The organism is Solirubrobacter pauli, from assembly GCF_003633755.1.
In the GTDB taxonomy this organism is placed as follows: domain Bacteria; phylum Actinomycetota; class Thermoleophilia; order Solirubrobacterales; family Solirubrobacteraceae; genus Solirubrobacter; species Solirubrobacter pauli.
This window is the reverse complement of record NZ_RBIL01000001.1, coordinates 3,404,998-3,419,730: the sequence shown is the minus strand read 5'-3', so window position 1 is coordinate 3,419,730 and position 14,733 is coordinate 3,404,998. Positions and strand designations below refer to the sequence as shown.

General features: G+C 72.3%; 13 protein-coding genes. 5 read left to right on the top strand and 8 right to left on the bottom strand.

Going from position 1 to position 14,733, the window contains the following annotated elements; genetic code table 11:
- Window positions 1-3: 3 nt before the first annotated feature.
- On the bottom strand, window positions 4-1,386 hold the full coding sequence (locus tag C8N24_RS15940) for an acyl-CoA synthetase (protein WP_121251392.1): 1,383 nt from the start codon (window positions 1,384-1,386) through the stop codon (window positions 4-6).
- A gap of 57 nt (window positions 1,387-1,443) precedes the next feature.
- On the opposite strand from C8N24_RS15940, the gene C8N24_RS15935 reads away from it, so the two are divergent.
- Entirely contained in the window at window positions 1,444-2,181 is a 738-nt protein-coding gene (locus tag C8N24_RS15935) for a response regulator transcription factor (RefSeq protein WP_121251390.1), read from the top strand.
- Window positions 2,178-4,673, top strand: a complete 2,496-nt coding sequence (locus C8N24_RS15930; protein ID WP_121251388.1) for an ATP-binding protein — start codon at window positions 2,178-2,180, stop codon at window positions 4,671-4,673. The genes C8N24_RS15935 and C8N24_RS15930 overlap by 4 nt, the downstream gene beginning before the upstream one ends.
- On the opposite strand, the gene C8N24_RS15925 is transcribed toward C8N24_RS15930, so the two are convergent.
- The 4 genes from C8N24_RS15925 to C8N24_RS15910 are packed head-to-tail and all read right to left on the bottom strand — an operon-like array spanning window position 4,658 to window position 8,143.
- The gene (locus C8N24_RS15925) at window positions 4,658-5,371 is read right to left on the bottom strand and encodes a thioesterase domain-containing protein (RefSeq protein ID WP_121251385.1); all 714 of its coding nucleotides are present in this window, start codon (window positions 5,369-5,371) and stop codon (window positions 4,658-4,660) included. The two genes, C8N24_RS15930 and C8N24_RS15925, sit on opposite strands and share 16 nt — an antisense overlap.
- Before the next feature lie 6 nt (window positions 5,372-5,377).
- Window positions 5,378-6,379 (bottom strand): homoserine O-acetyltransferase MetX, encoded by a 1,002-nt coding sequence (gene metX / locus C8N24_RS15920; RefSeq protein ID WP_121251383.1) that lies wholly within the window; start codon window positions 6,377-6,379, stop codon window positions 5,378-5,380.
- On the bottom strand, window positions 6,372-6,860 hold the full coding sequence (locus C8N24_RS15915) for a CoA-binding protein (RefSeq protein WP_121251381.1): 489 nt from the start codon (window positions 6,858-6,860) through the stop codon (window positions 6,372-6,374). Before C8N24_RS15915 ends, metX begins: the two co-directional genes overlap by 8 nt.
- Window positions 6,857-8,143 (bottom strand): O-acetylhomoserine aminocarboxypropyltransferase/cysteine synthase family protein, encoded by a 1,287-nt coding sequence (locus C8N24_RS15910; protein WP_121251379.1) that lies wholly within the window; start codon window positions 8,141-8,143, stop codon window positions 6,857-6,859. The genes C8N24_RS15915 and C8N24_RS15910 overlap by 4 nt, the downstream gene beginning before the upstream one ends.
- A 292-nt stretch (window positions 8,144-8,435) precedes the next feature.
- On the opposite strand from C8N24_RS15910, the gene C8N24_RS15905 reads away from it, so the two are divergent.
- Window positions 8,436-9,560: a DUF7507 domain-containing protein gene (locus C8N24_RS15905; RefSeq protein ID WP_121251377.1), complete on the top strand. Its 1,125-nt coding sequence runs from the start codon at window positions 8,436-8,438 to the stop codon at window positions 9,558-9,560.
- A gap of 10 nt (window positions 9,561-9,570) precedes the next feature.
- Window positions 9,571-10,293 (top strand): L,D-transpeptidase family protein, encoded by a 723-nt coding sequence (locus tag C8N24_RS15900; protein ID WP_121251374.1) that lies wholly within the window; start codon window positions 9,571-9,573, stop codon window positions 10,291-10,293.
- Here C8N24_RS15900 and C8N24_RS15895 read toward each other — a convergent pair.
- Window positions 10,286-11,656 (bottom strand): FAD-binding oxidoreductase, encoded by a 1,371-nt coding sequence (locus C8N24_RS15895; RefSeq protein ID WP_121251372.1) that lies wholly within the window; start codon window positions 11,654-11,656, stop codon window positions 10,286-10,288. The genes C8N24_RS15900 and C8N24_RS15895 overlap by 8 nt on opposite strands.
- A gap of 64 nt (window positions 11,657-11,720) precedes the next feature.
- Here C8N24_RS15895 and C8N24_RS15890 point away from each other — a divergent pair, with 64 nt between their 5' ends.
- On the top strand, window positions 11,721-12,482 hold the full coding sequence (locus tag C8N24_RS15890) for an SGNH/GDSL hydrolase family protein (RefSeq protein WP_121251370.1): 762 nt from the start codon (window positions 11,721-11,723) through the stop codon (window positions 12,480-12,482).
- A gap of 15 nt (window positions 12,483-12,497) precedes the next feature.
- On the opposite strand, the gene C8N24_RS15885 is transcribed toward C8N24_RS15890, so the two are convergent.
- Both C8N24_RS15885 and C8N24_RS15880 read right to left on the bottom strand, forming a co-directional pair.
- A complete protein-coding gene (locus C8N24_RS15885) occupies window positions 12,498-13,685 on the bottom strand; it encodes a phenylacetate--CoA ligase family protein (RefSeq protein ID WP_121251368.1) in 1,188 nt (395 codons plus the stop codon).
- Window positions 13,663-14,727: an enoyl-CoA hydratase/isomerase family protein gene (locus C8N24_RS15880; RefSeq protein WP_121251366.1), complete on the bottom strand. Its 1,065-nt coding sequence runs from the start codon at window positions 14,725-14,727 to the stop codon at window positions 13,663-13,665. Before C8N24_RS15880 ends, C8N24_RS15885 begins: the two co-directional genes overlap by 23 nt.
- Window positions 14,728-14,733 lie beyond the last annotated feature (6 nt).

The following is a 14,733-nucleotide window of genomic DNA, read 5'->3' as shown; positions in this document are numbered from 1 at the left end:
GTTTCAGGCGCGTAGGGCCTTCTTCGTCACCTTCCCCATCGCGTTGCGAGGCAGCGCGTCGAGGTAGCGCACGTCGCGCGGGCGCTTGTGCGGTGTGAGCAACCGGGCGACGTGATCGGCCAGCTCCTGGGGCGACGGGCGCTCGTGCCCGTCCTCGACGACCACCCAGGCGACGATGCGCTCGCCGAGGTCGTCGTCCGGCTCGCCCGTGACCGCCGACTCGGCGACGGCGGCGTGCTCGTTGAGCGCGTTCTCGATCTCGCCGGCACCGATCTTGTACCCACCGCTCTTGATCAGGTCGGTGGCGCGCCGCCCGACGATCCGGATGTAGCCGTCCGCCGACCGCGTGGCGACGTCACCCGTCGCGAACCAGCCGTCGCGGAACGCCTCCTCGGTCGCGTCCGGCCGGTTGAGGTACTCGAGGAAGAGGTTGTTGCCGCGCACCTGGATCTCGCCGACGGTCTCGTCGTCCCACACGTCCAGCTCCTCGCCGGCGTCGTCGACGAGCCGGACCGAGACGCCGTCGAGGGGCACGCCCACCGTGCCCGGCCGGCGCTCGCCGTCCGCGCGGATCGCCGTGTTCATCAGCGTCTCGCTCATCCCGTAGCGCTCGACGACCTCCTGCCCGCAGGCGGCGCGGATCCGCGCATGGTCGGCCGCGGGCAGGGCCGCCGACCCGCTGACGAGCAGCCGGGCGCCGCTGAACGCCGACGCCAGCTCCGCGTCGGCCTCCAGGTCGGCCGCCAGCCGGTGGTACATCGTCGGCACGCCGAAGAGCATCGTCGCGCGCCCGCGCAGCGCCTCGGCCGCGGCGCCCGAGGAGAACCGGCCCAGGTGCCAGGACCCGCCGCCGAGCCGGAGCGGGCCGAGCGTCCCGAGGATGAGCCCGTGCACGTGGAACAGCGGCAGGCCGTGGGCGACCACGTCGTCACCGGTCCACGCCCACGCCTCGGCGAGCGCGTCCAGGTTGCCGGCGAGCGCCCGGCGCGGCAGGACGACGCCCTTCGGGGGCCCCGTCGTGCCCGACGTGTAGACGACGATCGCCGGCGCCGCTTCGTCGGGCTCCGCGGTGGGCCAGTCCCCCGTCTGGGTGAGGTCCACGTCGTCGAGCACGAGGTCCGGCGCGTAGTCCGTGAGGATGTGCTCGAGCTCGCGTTCCCCCGCCTTCGGGTTGATCGGCACGATCGGCACGCCCGCGGCCAGCGCGCCGACGACCGCGACGACCGTCTCCAGGCGGGTTTCCGCCACCACGGCGACGCGTGCCGCCCCACGGACGCGCGCGCAGACCGCGCCCGCAGCGGACGCCAGCTGGGCGTACGTGAGAGCGTCCTCTCCCACCCGGATCGCCTCGCGCTGGTCCGGGTCCCGCAAACCTGTCAAGAGCACGAACGAAGTTCTACCCCTTGCAGAGTCGCCGAGTCGTGCCGATGACAGGGGAAGACCATGCCCGGCACGACCGTGACACCCCGAGCCCTCGTCGTCGACGACGCCGCCGAGAACCGGATGCTGGTGAGCGCCCTGCTCATCCAGCAGGGGTTCCAGGTCGACCAGGCCGCGGACGGCGAGGCCGCCGTCGAAGCGGCCGAGAAGACGAGCCCCGACCTGATCGTCCTCGACATCGGCCTGCCCGACATCGACGGCGTCGAGGTCTGCCGGCGCGTGCGCTCGTTCAGCGACGCGCACGTCCTGATGCTCACCGCGCAGGACACCGAGCTCGACAAGGTCGTCGGCTTCGAGGCCGGCGCCGACGACTACGTGACCAAGCCGTTCAGCGTCGCCGAGCTCGTCGGCCGCGTGAAGGCCGTGCTCCGCCGCGCGCGCCGTGCGGCCACCGCGCCGCCGTCGCACGCCGCCGCCGCGGCGTTCGCGGTCGAGACGACCCGCACCTTCGGCTCGCTCACGATCGATCCACTGGCCCGCGAGGTCACGCTCGAGGGCAAGACCCTCGAGCTGACCCGGATCGAGTTCGACCTGCTCGACACCTTCACCGCCGAGCCGCGCGTGGCGTTCTCCCGCGCCCAGCTGCTCGAGCGCGTGTGGGGCCCCAACTGGTTCGGCGACGACCACCTCGTCGACGTCCACGTCTCCAACTTGCGCCGCAAGCTCGCCGATGACCCCCGCTCCCCGGACTTCGTCTGCACGGTCCGCGGCGTCGGTTACCGGATGGGCGCCGGGCGGTGACAGCACTCGGCGTCGACCTTCCGCCGGCCCTCGAGGACGGCGTCATGGTGTGGGAGCCCAACGGCGTCGTCGTCGAGGTCAACGCGGCGATGGAGCGCATGCTCAACGTGCCGCGGGAGCTGATGGTCGGCCAGCCGTCCGACGTGTCGATGCTGCGCGCTCCCGGCGGCGGCTCGCTGCCCGCCGAGCAGCTGCCCGCCGCGCGCGTCGGCCGGACGAACGGGCGCGTCGACCAGGAGTACGGGATCGCGCTCGGCGACGACGACATCATCTGGGTCGCGGTCCGCTCCGCCCCCACGCCCGACGGCCTGATCGCCTCCGTCTTCACGCCGATCACCGAGGCCGAGGCCAAGGCCCGCTCCGCGGCGCGCATCACCACGCTCGTCGACGAGTCCCCCGACCTCGTGTGGATGTTCGACGCGTCCGGCATCATCGAGTACGCGAGCCCGTCGGTCGCCGACGCGCTCGGCCTGCGCCAGGACGAGGTCCTCGGCCGCCTGTGGCGCGCGCTCACGCACCCCGAGGACGTGCCCGTCCTGCGCGCCGCGCTCGCCGACGCCGGACCGGACGAGCCACGGACGAAGATGCTCGAGCTGCGGCTGCGCACGCGCGACGGCGCCTACCGCACGATCCAGGGCCAGGCGACGCTGCGCTTCCGCATGGGCCGGGCGATCGCGGTCGAGATCACCGGGCGTGACATCACGCGCACCCGCGCCGCCGAGCTGCGCGGCGACACGCTCTCGAGCCAGCTGCAGGCGCTGATCGCGAGCGCGCCGGACGGGATCATCATGGTCGACCCCGAGGGCAGCATCGTCGTCATCAACGAGCAGGCCTGCTCGCTGATGGAGCTCGACCGCCAGCCGGACGAGTTGGTCGGCCAGAGCGCCTCGCTGATCTCCGGCGCGATCCGCAAGCTCGTCGCCGAGCCCGAGCTGGCGCTCGCCCAGCTGCGCACGATCGCCGAGAAGAAGGAGCCCGTCCGCTTCGTCCACTTCGAGTGCAACGACGGGCGCCGCGTCGGCCTGGACTTCGTCCCGCTCGCCGACGGCGGGCGCCTGTGGACGTTCCGCGACGCCACCCACTTCAAGCTCGTCGAGGAGGAGCAGCGCGGCTTCCTGGCCACCATGAGCCACGAGCTCAAGACGCCGCTGTCGGGCATCGCGGGCGCCGCCGAGCTGCTGATCGACGCGGGCCTGCCGCGGCACGAGCAGGAGCTGGCCGAGGTGATCTCCGACGCCGCCCAGTCGCTGACCGGCCTGCTGCGCGACGTGCTCGACGTGTCCCGCGCCGAGGCGGGGCGCGAGGAGTCCGAGGCGTCCGACTACGACCCGCGCCGACTGCTGACCTCGGTCGCCGGCGTGCTCCGCCCCAGCCTGCGCGGCCGCAACGTGGACCTGCTCGTCCACGTCGACCCGCACGTCCCCGACGCCCTGCGCGGCGACCCGGCACGGGTGCGTCAGATCGTCCTCAACCTCGCCTCGAACGCGGTCAAGTACACCGAGGAGGGGCACGCCCGGATCGACGCGCACGTCGACGGGGACACGCTCAAGATCACGGTCTCCGACACCGGCCGCGGGATCGCCGAGGAGGACCTCGCGCGCCTGTTCGAGCCGTGGACGCGCACCCACACGCGGGCCTGGGCGGGCACCGGGCTCGGCCTCAGCATCGCGCGCCGGCTGGCGCGGGCCATGGACGGCGACGTCACCGTCGTCAGCACGCCCGGCGAGGGCTCGGCGTTCACGCTCGAGCTGCCGCTGCAGGCGGGCGAGGCGACGCCGGAGATGGGCTTCGCGGCCGCGCCCGCGCTCGTGGCGAGCAAGGTCCTCGTGGCCGAGGACGACGCCGCGCTGCGCCGGCTGATCGGCATGCAGCTCGGGCGCCTCGGCGTCACGACCGTGCTGGTCGAGCACGGCCAGGCCGCCGTCGACGCCGTCAGCCGCGAGACGTTCGACGCCGTGCTGCTGGACCTGCGCATGCCGGTGATGGGCGGGCTCGACGCCGCGCGGGCGATCCGCGCGCTCGACGACGAGGTGCCGCTGCTCGCGCTCACCGCCGACACGGCCGCCGAGGACGTCGCGCACTGCCGCGCCGCCGGCATGGACGGCCACCTCGCCAAGCCGATCTCGCTGCCCGCCCTGCGCGCCGAGCTCGACCGCCGGATCACGCCCGTGCTCGACGACACGCTGCTCGACGAGCTCGCCGACAACCTGGGCGGCCGCGCGCTCGTCGATCAGATGCTGGCCGTCTATCACGGCGAGCTGCCCGGCCGGCTGGAGCGCCTGAACGCCGCCACCACCGCCGAGGAGCTGCGAGAGGCGGCGCACGCGCTGCGCTCGCCGAGCGCGGGCTTCGGCATCGCGCGGCTCGCCTCGCGCCTGCGCCGCGTGGAGGCCGCCGCGCGCAAGGGCGTCGTCGCCCCGCTGGACTGCGTCAACGGCGCGGCCGGCCAGGCCGACCGCGCGCTGCGGTCACGGCTTCAGGCCGCCGCGTAAGCCGGGCTCAGCCAGCGCGTCAGCAGCAGCGCGACGCTGACCGTGTGGTCGGGGTCGGTCAGCATCGTGTAGTGGTCGCCGCCGGCCGCGAGCAGCTCGACGCGCATGTCCCAGCCGAGGTCCTCGTAGAGGCTGGCCGCCGGCTGGACGACCGTCACCGGCATCCCCGCCGGCGTGTGGCGGGACGTGAGGCGATGGTTGAAGTGATGCGTGCGCTGGTGCTGGAAGAAGCCCTTGCGCAGGACGTCGGCGGCGCCGAAGCCGTGCTGGGCGAGCCGCTCGACGAGCGGATCCAGCGTCGTCTCCTCGAGCGGGAAGGGCCGGCCGCGGCGCGCGCTGACGAGCATCGCGTACGAGCGCACCAGGTCGGCGTCCGTCGGCTTGTCGGCCAGGCCGGGCTCGGCCGAGTCCAGCAGGATCGTGTGCCGCGGCGGCCGCGTGAGCCGGGCCGCGAGCGCTTCGGCGACCACGCCCCCGACGCCCCAGCCGACCAGCACGCGCGGCTGGCGCGGGTCGAGCGTCAGGCGCAGGCGGTCGGCGAGGCCGTCGACGGTGGTGTTCGGATCGTGCTCCCAATAGCCGTTGAGCGCCTCGAGCTCGAGGACGCGCAACCGGGTGCCCGCGGGGAGATGACGGGCAAGGCGAGGCCAGCAGAGGGGAGAGAGCTCGCCGGGGTGGATGACGCACAACTCGGTCACACCCCTTTAGAGCGCCCCGGCGACCTCCTGATACACGAAGTCGCGGACGAGCTGGTGGTACTCGGGCACGTCCATCAGGAACGAGTCGTGGCCCCACGGCGACTCGACCTCGTGATGGCGCACGTCCACGCCCAACGCGCGCAGCTGCTCGTCCATCCGGACCGAGTGGTCGGTGCCGAAACGCCAATCGGAGGAGAAGCTCACCAGCAGGTAGGACGTGCTGGGTGCCACGGGCCGCTCGTCGGCGAACGCGTCGTAGTAGTCCATGACGCGCGAGAGGTACAGGTACGTGCCCGGGTCGAAGCGGGCGAGGAAGATCTTCGCCTGGTGATCGAGGTAGTGCTCGACCTCGAAGTCCGAGCCCAGCGTCATCTCCGCGTCCGGCACGCGCCGCGCGCGCTCGAACTTGCGGTCCATCCCCTCCTCGGAGAGGTAGGTGATGTGGGCCATCATGCGCGCGACGTCCATCGCGTCGTGCGTGAGGATCGCGTGGCGCGCGACCTTGCTGAAGGCGATGTTCTGGGCGGTCAGCCGCGAGGAGGCGCAGATCAGCACGGCCCGTTCGATCTCACCGGGGTGGTCGAGCGACCACTGGAGGATCTGCATGCCGCCCAGCGAGCCGCCGACCGCGGCGTAGACCGTCTCGATCCCGAGCGCGCGCAGCAGCGTGCGGTGCACCTGCACGAGGTCGCGCATGGTGAACAGCGGGAAGTCCGTCCCGTACGGCTCACCGGTCGCCGGGTTCGTCGAGGACGGGCCGGTCGTGCCCTTGCAGCCGCCGAGCAGGTTCGAGCAGACGACGTGGAAGCGGTCGGTGTCGATCGCCTTGCCCGGCCCGATCAGCGTGTCCCACCAGTTCAGGACCTCGGCGTCACCGGTCAGCGCGTGGCAGACGTAGACGACCGGGTTGGCCGGGTCGCCGTACCGGGCGTACGCGATCTCGACCGGGGCGAGGTGGGCGCCGGACTCGAGCTGGAGGCCGTCCGGGAGGACGAGGGTCTCAACCACGGGTGCGCTTGGAGGAGATGACGCCGGTGTCGAAGCCCGCGAGGTGCAGGCCGCCGTTGAAGCGCGCGTGCTCGATCTTGATGCAGCGGTTGGAGACGACGTCCAGGCCACCCGCGTGCGCGATCTCCGCCGCCTCGTCGCTGTGCAGGCCGAGCTGCATCCAGAACGCGCCCGCGCCGACCTCGACGGCCTCGCGCGCGACGCCCGGGAGCTGGTCCGCGCGCCGGAACACGTCGACGACGTCCGGCGCGGCCGGCAGGTCCTTCAGCGACGGGTAGCACTTGGCGCCCAGGATCTCGTCCTCGTTGGGCGTGACCGGCCAGACCTCGAAGTCGGTGCTCGACGACAGCAGGTAGGTGAGCACGAAGTTGCTCGCGCGCGAGGGCTTCGACGACGCGCCGACGACCGCGATCGTCTTCGCGCGGCGCAGGATCGCCAGTCGCTCACCCGCGGTGGGAGGAGTCCAGGTGGAAGCGGTCATCCGAGCGCCCGATCGAGGTCGAAGATGATGTCGTCCGGATCCTCGATGCCGACGCTGATGCGCACGAGCTCGGGGCGGACGCCGGCGGCGTCCAGCGCCTCGGTGGAGAGCTGGCGGTGGGTCGTGGACCCCGGGTGGATGACGAGCGTGCGCGTGTCGCCGACGTTCGCCAGGTGCGAGCACAGCTCGACGCGGCCGATGAACGCCTCGCCGGCCTCGCGCCCGCCCTCGCAGCCGAACGCGAACACCGCGCCCGGGCCCTTCGGCAGGTACTTCTTGGACAGCGCGTGGTTCGGATCGTCCGGCAGCCCGCCGTAGCGGACCCAGCTGACGCGCGGGTCCTGGTCCAGCCACTCGGCGACCTTCTGCGCGTTGGCCACGTGCGCGTCCATCCGCAGCGGCAGCGTCTCCATGCCCTGCAGGATCAGGAAGGCGTTGAACGGCGACAGCACGCCGCCGAGGTTGCGCAGGCCCTCGACGCGCAGCTTGGTGGCGAACCCGTACTCGCCGAAGTTGTCCCAGAAGCGCAGGTTGCCGTAGGTGGCGACCGGCTCGGTCATGACCGGGAAGTTGCCGTTGTCCCACGGGAAGCGGCCGGAGTCCACGATCACGCCCGCGATCGAGGTGCCGTGGCCGCCGAGGTACTTGGTCGCGGAGTGGATGACGATGTCCGCGCCGTGGTCGAGCGGGCGGCACAGGTACGGGCTCGCGAGCGTGCTGTCCACGACGAGCGGAACGCCCGCCGCGTGCGCGACCGCGCCCAGCGCCTCCAGGTCGGCGACCGTCCCCGCCGGGTTGGCGATGATCTCCGTGTAGACGAGCTTCGTGCGCCCGGGGATGATCGCGTCGGCGAAGGCCTGCGGGTCGTCCGGCGCCACGAAGGTGGTCTCCACGCCGAGCCGGCGCAGGGTCACGTTCAGCAGCGTGAAGGTGCCGCCGTAGAGCGCGGAGGACGCGACCACGTGGTCGCCGGCCTCACACAGCTGCGTCAACAGGAGCGTCTCCGCCGCCTGGCCGCTGCTGGTCGCCACCGCGCCGATCCCGCCTTCGAGGCTCGCGACACGCTCCTCGAAGGCCGCGACGGTCGGGTTGCCGAGCCGCGAGTAGATGTTCCCGTACTTCTGCAGCGCGAACAGGTCGGCTGCGTCCTCGGTGTCCTCGAACACGAAGGACGTCGTCTGGTAGATCGGCACCGCGCGCGCCCCGGTGGTGGGGTCAGGACGGGCGCCGGCGTGGATCGCGCGGGTGCGCATGCCCCAGTCCCGGTCTGCGGGGTCGCTCATGCCCTTGACGGTACCGACGCGACGTGATGGGCTCTCATCGACGCGCTGTCAGCAGACTGGACGTCAGAGCAGCAACACTCCGGTCGGCCAGAACTCTTGCATCGTTGCATACAGGCTTTTCTGGTGCATCGTCATGGTTGGCGTAACTCCACTTTCCAGTCGATGAACGGCCGGAAAAGTGCTTCCGCGCGGGGCCGTCCGTCCGTATAGCTTCTCGCCGACTTTGTTGACGGCAGGGGGAGTGATGAGGCGAGCAGTACTTATTGGGGCGTTGTTGGCAACGGGTCTGGCAATGGCGTCGCCGGCGTCGGCGCAGCAGATCCCCGACAACTGTGGCGGAAACGAATCGGACTTCCGCTACATCCGCGACCCCTCCAACCCCGCCCGTCCCGGCGACCAGGTGCGGTTCATCATCTCGCTCGCGAACGTCGGTGACCGGCCGTGCAACATCACGCTCAACTCGCCGCTCGTGTTCCGCCTGCCGGCGCTGGACGGCACGGCGACCGGCGTGACGAACGTGTTGAACCCCTTGGGCTTCACGTTCCCGGCCGGATTCCCGCTCACGAAGGTGACGATCCCGTGGACGGTGACGGTCAACCCGGGCGTCGCTGACGCTTCCACCGAGCTCGAGGGCAACTCGACGCTGTACGACGCGCGCGTGCCTCACGCCTACCGCATCTACCGCTCGATCGGCACGGACATCACCCAGCCGGCGCTGACGATCGACAAGCGGGGCTCGATCGAGTCCGGCGTCGCGCCGCAGAACGTCACCTACACGTTCGTCGTCACCAACACCAGCTCCACCCCCGTGCCGATGTCGAAGGTGCGTGTCTCCGACGACAAGTGCGGCAACGCGACGTACTCCACCGGCGACGACGGCGACGGCAAGCTCTCGAACGGCGAGTCGTGGACGTTCACCTGCGCGCAGCTGCACCAGGCGCCGGGCGTCTACACCAACACCGCGTACGCGTGCGCTGAGAGCGACATCGACAAGCGCGACGTGTGCTCGCCGCCCGACACGTGGACGGTCACGCTCACGCCGCCGCCCGGCAGCCCGCCCGCCTCGCCGCCTCCGGCCGGCCCGCCCGCCGAGACCGCGGTGAAGCCCGCCAACGCGACCCAGGCGCCGTGCACGCTGTCCACCCCGAAGGGCCTTCAGGTGCGCGCCAAGGAGCTCACGTCGATCAAGGCCACCGTGCGCCAGGTCGACGCCGGCACGACGGTCAAGATCACGCTCCCCGGCGGCAAGACCGTGAGCGCCAAGACGAACTCGAAGGGCGTCGCGATCCTGAAGGTGCGCCCGCCCAAGACGGGCACCGCGCGGATCACCGTCGCCGAGTGCTCGGACGTCCAGCGTCTGACGGTTCGCGCCGCCCGCAAGACGCAATCGCGGCGTGTGCCGCGGGTGACCGGCTAAAAGCAGGCTGATGCCAGTCAAGAAGTTGGTAGTGGCTGCGGCCGCGACGCTCGTCGCGGCCGCCGCCGTGTCTGAGGGCACCGCGCGCGCGGCCGAGGTCGAGCGTGTCAGCACGCCCGGCAAGACGTCGTACTTCGCGTACGTCAACCGCGCCGAGGTCGCGCGCGAGGAGCCGAGCCCGACGGCCAAGAAGGTCGCCAAGCTCACGCTCCGGACGCCCGAGAAGACCGACGACCTCGTGTTCGTCCTCGATCGCACCGAGGTGGACGGCGAGGAGTGGCTGCGGGTGCGCCTGCCCGTGCGGCCGAACAACACGACGGGCTGGGTGCCCGCCGACGCGGTGAGCTCGCTGCAGCCCGTCAACACGTGGCTGAAGATCTCCACCAAGACGTACAAGATCACGCTGATCAAGAACGGCAAGAAGGTCTTCAGCGCGCCGATCGGCGTCGGGCAGTCGCAGTGGCCGACGCCGAAGGGCCAGTTCTACATCCGCGCCAAGCTCAAGGGCTACGGCGGCAAGGGCTCGGTCTACGGGCCGCTCGCCTACATCACGAGCGCGACGTCGGACACGCTGACCGACTGGCCCGGTGGCGGGCTCGTCGGCGTGCACGGCACCAACCAGCCGGGCATCCTCCCCGGCCGGGTCTCGCACGGCTGCGTGCGCCTCAAGAACGCCGACATCCTCAAGCTCGAGAAGCTGATGCCGGTCGGGACCCCGATCACCATCACGTAGCGGGTCTCACGCCCTGCGCAGGGCGGAAGCGGTTCGCCGGGTCGACCTCGCGCTTGACCCGGCGCAGCCGCTCGAGGTTCGCGCCCCAGTAGCCGCGGGTCGCGTGGGTGAGGTCGGGGTCGGCGTAGTTGAGGTAGGCGCCGCCGCCGTACTGCGCGATCGCCTTCCGTGCCCGGCGCACCTGGGTGCGCGCGGTCGCGACGTCCCGGTAGCTGATCACCTGGACGCTGAAGCGGGCGTCGCGGTGCGGGAACGCGGTGGCGTCGCCGTCCGGGCGGTTGATCGCTCCGCCGTAGGCGTCGAGGATGAGCGTCGCGCCGGTGTCCGCGGCGGCCACGAACGCGCGGCGGCCGCTCGCGGTCAGGCGCTTGGTCACGTACATCGAGCTGGCGGCGAACGCCGAGCGCGGCGGGTTGGCATTGCCGGCCCAGCGGCGCTGCACGGTCCGGTAGTCGGCGCTGCCGACGGTCGGCACCCCGCCGAGCGGGCGGATCAGGCGACGCAGCGCGGTCGGGCTGCCGAGGTACTGCCCGAAGGCGGTCGCGCCGTCGGTCGTCAGCGTGAGGATCGCGGTCAGCTCCCGCGGGGCCTTCGGGGCGAGCGCGTCCCACCGCTGCAGCGCCTCCTCGCGCGCGCCGCGCGGGTAGCTGACGCTGAAGAACGCCGCGGTCGTGACGCGCCGCGTGCGCAGTCGCACGGCGGTGACGATGGCGAAGCTGCCACCGCCGCCGCGCAGCGCCCAGAAGAGCGAGCCGTCGTCGACGCGCCGGCGCCGGCCGTCGGCGTCGACGACGTCGAAGCTCGTGACGCGGTCGCACGTGAGCCCGAAGGCGCGGCCCGCGAGGCCCATCCCGCCGCCGAGCACGAGCCCGCCGACCGCGACCGTCGGGCAGCTGCCGGCGGGGATCGTCAAGCCGCGGCTCGCCAGCCGCGCGTACACGTCCCCCAGTCGCGCGCCCGGGCCGAGCGTGGCGATCCCGTCGTTGAAGCGGACGGCGTCCAGCGCGTCGAGGTCGACCACGACCGCGCTGGCGCTCGTGCTGTTGCCGCTGTAGCCGTGGCCGCCCGAACGGGCGACGAGCGGCACGTCGAAGCGGTCGGCCCAGCGCACCACCGCGCGCACGTCCGCGGTGTCACGCGCCTGCACGACGGCGGGCGGCTTCACGCCGTCCCAACGCGTGTTGAAGACCACGCGGGCGGCGTCGTAGCCGCTGCCGCCGGGCACCAGCACCCGCCCACGGACGGCGGTCCGCAGCGCACGCTCCTGCGTCCGCGTGAGCCGCCGCGCCTCGGCCGCCTCGGGCAGCGCGAGCGCGAGCGCCCCGGCCGCTCCACGAGCGATCAGCTGCCGCCTCGTGATCACCCGCCAAACCTAAAGGGGTCAGACCCCTTTAGGTTCCTTTAGGTTTTTCTGTAGCGTTGGATGCATGGCGTATCGGCGCTTCGTGGCCATCGGCGACAGCACGACCGAAGGGCTCTGGGACATGAACCCCGACGGGACGTTCCGCGGCTGGGCGGACCGGCTCGCGGAGCGGCTCGCGCAGGACGCGCCGGACCTGCAGTACGCGAACCTGGCCGTGCGCGGGAAGCTCGCGCGCCAGCTCGTGGACGAGCAGCTCGAGCCGGCCCTGGCGCTCCGCCCGGACCTCGCCTCGGTGCTCACCGGGCTCAACGACATGCTCCGGCGCGACTGCAGCGTCCCGACGGTGATCGAGCGGATCGACACGCTGATCGGCGCGCTGCGCGGAGCCGGCGCGGACGTGATCGCGTTCACGCTGCCCGACCCGGTGCCGATCAACCCGATCGCCAAGGGGGCCGCGGCGCGCCTGCGCAACCTCAACCGGGCGATCCGCGACCTGTCGGCCACGCACGGCACGTTCCTCGTCGACCTGGAAGCGCACCCGGTGGCGTCCGACCGCCGGCTCTGGCACACCGACCGCCTGCACGCGAACCCGCACGGCCACGCCCGGATCGCCGCGGCCGCGGCGGAGGCGATGGGCCTGGAGGGCGCGGACTCGTCCTGGACGCAGCCGTTCACCGATCCGCTCGGCCCGCGGTCGACCGTCTCGCACGCGGTGTGGGCCGGCAAGTACCTCGCGCCGTGGGTCCTGCGACGCCTCCGCGGCGTCTCCTCCGGCGACGGCATCACGGCCAAGCGGCCGCAGCTCGAGCCGGTGCTCGGAACCTGAAGGGGTCAGACCCCTTTAGGTTCGTTTATCCACGACGCGGACCGCCTTGCCCTCGCTGCGCGGGATCTCGCCGAGCGGGCGGACCAGGACGCGCACGGTGACGCCGACCTGCTCCCGGATCGCCTCCTTCACGCGACTCGCGAGGTTCGCGCCCTTGCCCTCGCAGAGGACGGTGAGCTCGTCGAGCTGTCCCGGGCGCTCGACGATCAGCTGGTAGTGCGGCGCGACGCCGTCGACGTGCAGGAGCGCCTCCTCGATCTGCGAGGGGTAGAGGTTCACGCCGCGGATGATCAGCATGTCGTCGCGCCGGCCGCGGACGGCGCTCATGCGCGCGGAGGCGCGGCCGCACACGCACGGCTCGCGATCCAGCGACGCGATGTCGCCGGTGCGGTAGCGCAGGAGCGGCATCGCCTCCTTGGTCAGCGTGGTGAAGACGAGCTCGCCGTCGGTGCCGTCGGGGGCCGGCGCACCCGTCTCGGGGTCGATGACCTCGACGAGGAAGTGGTCCTCCATCACGTGCAGGCCGTCGCGGCCCTCGGGGCACTCCGCCGCCACGCCCGGGCCGACGATCTCCGAGAGGCCGTAGATGTTCAGCGCGACCAGGCCGAGCTCGGCCTCCAGCTGGTCGCGCATGCCCTCGGTCCACGGCTCGGCGCCGAACAGCCCGATCTCGAGCGCGAGCTCGTCCGGTCCGATGCCCGCCTCGCGCAGCCCTTGGGCGATGTGCAGCGCGTAGCTCGGCGTCGAGCACAGCACCTGACCTCGGAGGTCGCGGAGCAGGAGGGCCTGCCGCGCGGTGACGCCGCCGCTCACCGGGATCGTCAGCGCGCCGATCCGCTCCGCGCCCTGGTGGAAGCCGAGGCCACCGGTGAAGAGCCCGTACCCGTACGCGTTGTGCAGCACCATGCCGGGCTGCACGCCGGCCATCGTCAGGCAGTCGGCCATCACCTCCGACCACACGTCGAGGTCGTGCTGGGTGTAAGCGGCGATCGTCGGCTTGCCGCGGCTGCCGGACGAGGCGTGGATGCGACGCAGCTGCTCGTGCGGGACCGTCACGAGGCCGAGCGGGTAGTGCCGGCGCAGGTCCTCCTTCGTCGTGAACGGGAGGTCGGTCAGCGCCTCCCAGCCGGCCGGGATGCGCTCGCCCAACGGCGTCCGGCGCACCCGCTCGACGACCCGCTCAAGCGCCTCTCTCGTGGGCACGCCAGTTCTCCTCCAGGTTGCGGATGAGCGCGGGGCTGAAGTAGCAGGCCGCCTGCTCGCGGCAGTAGACGGACATGTACTCGCGGAAGACGTCGAGCGGCTCCTGGCCGACGCGGAAGGCCCGCTTGTTCGCGCCACCGGAGACCGCGCCGGCGGTCGCGAGCGCGGCGGCGCGCGCGGTGATCGCCGCGTCCATCTCCCCCACCTCGACGAGCTCGTCCGCGAGCTCCTCCGGCTGCAGCTCGGCGCCGGACAGGATCGCCTGGCGGGCGCGGCGGTCGCCGACGAAGCGCGGCAGCCGCAGGTTCGCGGCGCCCGGGATGATGCCCTCGTTGCGGGCGGGCAGCGTGAGCCGGGTGCCGCGCTCGCACAGGATGTGGTCGACGGTGAGCAGGAGCTGGCAGCCGCCGCCGATCGCGAACGTCTCCGCGGCGGCGATCCACAGCTTGTCGGCGCGGAAGACCTTGTGCACGAGGCCGAGATCGCGGACCGGGAAGAACAGGTAGGAGATCTGGCCGCGGTACAGATGCGTCAGGTTCAGGCCGGCGCCGAAGATGCGGCGCCCGGCGTAGCGCGGGTGCTCGACGACGCCGCCGCGCAGCACGCAGACCTCCGTCGCCTCGTCGCCCAGCAGCAGGTCGACGGCGGCCTCCAGCGGGGCGAGCGTGGTGTCGTCCTCGGCGTTGAGGTGGCGCGGGTTGCGCAGCTCGGCGACGCCGACGTTCCCGCGACGCTCGACGAACGCGCGGCCGAGGTCCACCCGGCCGTCGCGCGCGAACGCCTCGCGGTGGGAGAGCGCGAGCGGCGTCGGCGCCAACATCGTGTCGAGCAGATGACGGCCGCACTCGGGGTCGGCGAGCACGTCGGCGAGGAAAGCGCCCTGCGCGATCTCGATCCCGGCCTTGTCGGACTGCGGCTTGGCGGCCTCGCCGGCGATCTCCGCGCGGGTCGGCAGACCGGGCGCGAGGTAGACGAGCTCCTCCGCCCGGAGGCGGCGTTCCAGCCCGTCCGTGAGCTCGTAGTAGATCCGCCGAGCCTCCATCGGCAA

Bases quoted from the DNA above. Each gene is read 5' to 3' on its own strand.
- C8N24_RS15935 (WP_121251390.1), top strand. From the start codon at position 1,444: ATGCCCGGCACGACCGTGACACCCCGAGCCCTCGTCGTCGACGACGCC.
- C8N24_RS15915 (WP_121251381.1), bottom strand. From the start codon at position 6,860: ATGACCGCTTCCACCTGGACTCCTCCCACCGCGGGTGAGCGACTGGCG.
- C8N24_RS15910 (WP_121251379.1), bottom strand. From the start codon at position 8,143: ATGAGCGACCCCGCAGACCGGGACTGGGGCATGCGCACCCGCGCGATC.
- C8N24_RS15905 (WP_121251377.1), top strand. From the start codon at position 8,436: ATGGCGTCGCCGGCGTCGGCGCAGCAGATCCCCGACAACTGTGGCGGA.
- C8N24_RS15900 (WP_121251374.1), top strand. From the start codon at position 9,571: ATGCCAGTCAAGAAGTTGGTAGTGGCTGCGGCCGCGACGCTCGTCGCG.
- C8N24_RS15890 (WP_121251370.1), top strand. From the start codon at position 11,721: ATGGCGTATCGGCGCTTCGTGGCCATCGGCGACAGCACGACCGAAGGG.
- C8N24_RS15880 (WP_121251366.1), bottom strand. From the start codon at position 14,727: ATGGAGGCTCGGCGGATCTACTACGAGCTCACGGACGGGCTGGAACGC.